4 protein-coding genes are annotated in these 3,892 nt (G+C 64.4%); 2 read left to right on the top strand and 2 right to left on the bottom strand.

Features of this window, described 5'->3' with window-relative positions; genetic code table 11:
- Positions 1–85: 85 nt before the first annotated feature.
- Positions 86–1,342: a UDP-N-acetylglucosamine 1-carboxyvinyltransferase gene (murA, locus tag Q4G50_RS14505; protein WP_303378363.1), complete on the bottom strand. Its 1,257-nt coding sequence runs from the start codon at positions 1,340–1,342 to the stop codon at positions 86–88.
- A gap of 28 nt (positions 1,343–1,370) precedes the next feature.
- On the bottom strand, positions 1,371–2,213 hold the full coding sequence (gene ramA, locus Q4G50_RS14500; protein ID WP_303378362.1) for an acetate metabolism transcriptional regulator RamA: 843 nt from the start codon (positions 2,211–2,213) through the stop codon (positions 1,371–1,373).
- A 319-nt stretch (positions 2,214–2,532) separates the two neighbouring features.
- Between ramA and cysK the strand changes: the two genes are divergently transcribed.
- Both cysK and epsC read left to right on the top strand, forming a co-directional pair.
- Entirely contained in the window at positions 2,533–3,468 is a 936-nt protein-coding gene (gene cysK, locus Q4G50_RS14495) for a cysteine synthase A (protein ID WP_303378361.1), read from the top strand.
- 30 nt (positions 3,469–3,498) lie between these two features.
- On the top strand, positions 3,499–3,892 hold a 394-nt coding region (gene epsC / locus Q4G50_RS14490; RefSeq protein ID WP_303378360.1), incomplete at its 3' end, for a serine O-acetyltransferase EpsC.

The following is a 3,892-nucleotide window of genomic DNA, read 5'->3' as shown; positions in this document are numbered from 1 at the left end:
GCTGACTCACATAAAGTTACACACCACCCCACAACAACACAAACCCCCAGCTCACAACCCCTAAACCACGACGTCGATAAGCAGCTTAATCAGTGATGCGACGGATGTCCGCGCCGAGGGACTGCAGCTGCTCCACGAAGTGCGGGTAGCCGCGGTCGATGTGATAGACGTCGTGGATCGTGGTTTCGCCGTCAGAGACCAAAGCAGCGAGGACGAGGCCGGCGCCGGCCCGGATGTCGGAGCTCCACACCTCAGTGGAGGACAGCTGCTCGATGCCATGGATCACAACGTGATGGCCCTCGACGGTGGCGTTAGCGCCCAGACGCTGGAGCTCGTAGACGAACTTGAAGCGGGACTCGAAGACGTTCTCGGTGATCACACTCATGCCGTTGGCGATGCAGGCGATACCGATGGCCATGGGCTGCAGGTCCGTGGGAAACCCGGGGAAAGGCAGGGTCTGGTAGTCGACGGCGTCGGGGCGGCGGTTCATGCGGACCCGGAAGCCGTTCTCGTAGGTCTCCACATCTGCACCCGCGATCTTGAGCTTCTCCAACGCCAGGTGCAGGTGGCGGGGCGCGATACCACCAACGGTGACATCACCCCGGGTCATGGCCGCGGCATAGGCCCAGGTGCCAGCGACGATGCGGTCACCCACCACCGCGTAGTTGGTGGGATGCAGCTTCTCCACGCCCTCGATGGTGAGGGTGGACGTGCCGGCGCCGTCGATACGCGCGCCCATGGCGTTGAGCATGTCGCACAGATCCGCGATCTCCGGCTCGCGTGCCGCGTTATGCAGCACCGTCGTGCCCTCAGCGAGGACAGCCGCCGTGAGGATGTTCTCCGTTGCCCCGACCGAGGGGAAATCCAGCGAAATGCGGTTACCGCGCAGGCGATCAGCCTCCACCACCACCGCCCCGTGGGAGATCCGCGTCGTAGCGCCGAGCTTCTCCAGACCGGACTGATGCATGTCGAGGGGGCGGGAACCGATCGCGTCACCGCCCGGCAGCGCCACGACAGCGCGACCACAACGCGACGTCAGCGGCCCCAGCACACAGATGGAGGCGCGGAACTGGCGGACCGCATCAAAATCGGCATCCGAATCCAGCTGCGCCGGGGTGGTGATGGTGACGGTCGAGCCGTCGATAGTGACCTCACAGCCCAAGCCACGCAGGACATCGCCCATAAGGGGGACGTCGAGAATTTCGGGGCAGTTGCTCAATGTTGTCGTGCCCTCGGCGAGCAGCGCCGCCGCCATGAGCTTGAGGACGCTGTTCTTGGCGCCACTGACCTTGACAGCACCCTGCAGGCGGGCGCCACCGGAGACGAGAAATCGATCCTTCACGCCTTCCGACACTAGCCGAGCCATCTACTCAGGGCAGAGCGCCAATGCGGCGGGCGGCGTTAACAGCCTCGTAACGGGTATGCGCACCGAGCTTTCGCATGACCGAACGCAGATAAGACTTCACCGTCTCCGCACCGATCCCCATCTCCTCCGCGGCCTCCACGTTGGTGTGGCCGAGGGCGACGCAGGACAGTACATCGAGTTCACGGGCCGACAGCTTCGTCGACTGCTTCACGCGCACCGGGGAGACCATCTGGTCACACAACTGCTCGAGCTCCTTGCGCAGCAGTTCATCCTCCACGCGGTTAGCCAGCATCCGCAGCTTGGAATGGGTGGAACGCACCTGCTCCCACTCGGCACCGTTCATCACACGGCCGGCTTTGGCGTTGCCGGGCTTGCCGCCATCGACGCGTCGCAAAGCAGAATTGACCGCCAGGTCCTGCTCCAGGGTGCGGGCGGTCATGGTGACCTCCTCGATCACCTTGTCGCCGAGACGCACCGGCGAATGCACGCCGACGTAGAGGACACCGCGGATCTCCCGGTTGACAATCACCGGCACCGCCACGATGGAATGCAGCCCCTCGTCCTGGATGGCCCGGTCGTTCTCGTGAGAGATGATGTTCGCCCGTGTGTAGTCGGACACACCCACCGGGCGGCGGGTGGTGACGACGCGTCCACCGACCCCCGAACCAGGCTCAATGATGAGGTTCTGCAGCGCCGGGGTCCGCAGGCCCACCCACTGACTGATCTGGAGGCGATTGTCAGGCAACAAGGTGGCGTACATGGTGACTGGGATGCCCGTTGCGGTCTTCAGGGAGGTGAGCGCCGCCCGGACGGCTTCGTCGTCATCCTTGATTCGCTGTGAATCCATTGTGAAAACTGTCCTCCTCCGGGTACACCCGTCCAGGTGCACCCGAGGTGCACATTGACGGGGGTAACTGACTTCTACAGGTGGGCATTATAACGCGACATCGGGGGTAAAAGGAATCTGCCAGCTCCGCTTTTCTTCAGTTATTCGCCACACGAACGGACACCCGCTGTCGGTATACGGGGTGAGACACCCCTGCCCAGAACCACCCCCGCCCCCTGTGAAAACAGTGCGGTCTACCCCCTGCGTACCGGGCGGTCTACTTGGATGGTGTACGCTGACGGGCACACCGAAACAACGCGATCCAACAGGAGAAACGGACATGAGCAAGATCTATGACAACATCCTCGACACCATCGGCAACACCCCGCTGATCCGCCTCAACGGCATCACCGAGGGCCTCAAGGCCGAGGTACTCGTCAAGGTGGAGTCCTTCAACCCGGCCAACTCCGTCAAGGACCGCATCGGCAAGGCAATCATCGACGCCGCCGAGGCCGACGGCTCCCTCCAGCCCGGCGGCACCATCGTCGAGGCCACCTCCGGCAACACCGGCATCGCCCTGGCACTGGTCGGCGCGGCCCGCGGCTACAAGGTCATCCTCACGATGCCGGAGACCATGTCCAACGAGCGTCGCGTCATGCTGCGCGCCTACGGTGCAGAGATCGTCCTGACCCCGGGTGCGGCCGGCATGCAAGGCGCCGTCGATAAGGCAAATGAGATCGTCGCCGCCGAGGACAACGCCATCCTGGCCAACCAGTTCGCCCACCCCGCCAACCTCAAGGTCCACCGCGAGACCACCGCCGAGGAAGTCTGGAACGACACCGACGGCCAGGTCGACATCTTCGTCGCCGGTGTCGGCACCGGTGGCACCGTCTCCGGCGTCGGCCAGATCCTCAAGGAGCGCAAGCCCGAGGCCCAGGTCTACGCCGTCGAGCCGACCGCTTCCCCGCTGCTGTCCGCCGGCAAGGCCGGCCCGCACAAAATCCAGGGCATCGGCGCCAACTTCATCCCCGAGGTCCTCGACCGCAAGGTCCTCGATGACGTCATCACCGTCAGCAACGAGGACGCCATCGCCACCTCCCGCGACCTGGCAGTCAAGGACGGCATCCTGGGCGGCATCTCCTCCGGCGGCAACGTGTGGGCCGCCCTGCAGCTGGCCCAGAAGGAAGAGAACGCGGGTAAGACCATCGTCACCGTCGTCACCGACTACGGCGAGCGCTACGTCTCCACCGTCCTCTACGAGGACATCCGCGACTAAGCGGCGGCGCAACCAAGTACACTCTGGTCCATGCTGCTTGTGAACATCGCGAAAATGGTCCGGGAGGACCTGCGCAACGCGCGCGACCACGATCCTGCCGCCCGCGGCGACGTCGAGAACGCTGTCGTCTACTCCGGGTTGCACGCCATCTGGTCCCACCGGGTGTCGCACTGGTTGTGGAAGCGCGGACTGCGCGGGCCGGCGCGTATCCTCGCGCAGCTCAACCGCTTCTTCACAGGCATTGAGATCCACCCGGGCGCCACCATCGGCCGCCGCTTCTTCATTGACCACGGCATGGGCATCGTCATCGGAGAGACCACCGAGATCGGCGACGGCGTCATGCTCTACCACGGCGTGACGCTCGGCGGCCAGGTGCTCACCCAGACCAAGCGCCACCCCACCATCGAGGACAACGTCACCATCG

This window comes from Corynebacterium sp., assembly GCF_030538285.1.
GTDB lineage: Bacteria > Actinomycetota > Actinomycetes > Mycobacteriales > Mycobacteriaceae > Corynebacterium.
The sequence above is the reverse complement of the archived record's forward strand: the minus strand, read 5'-3'. Positions and strand labels throughout refer to the sequence as shown.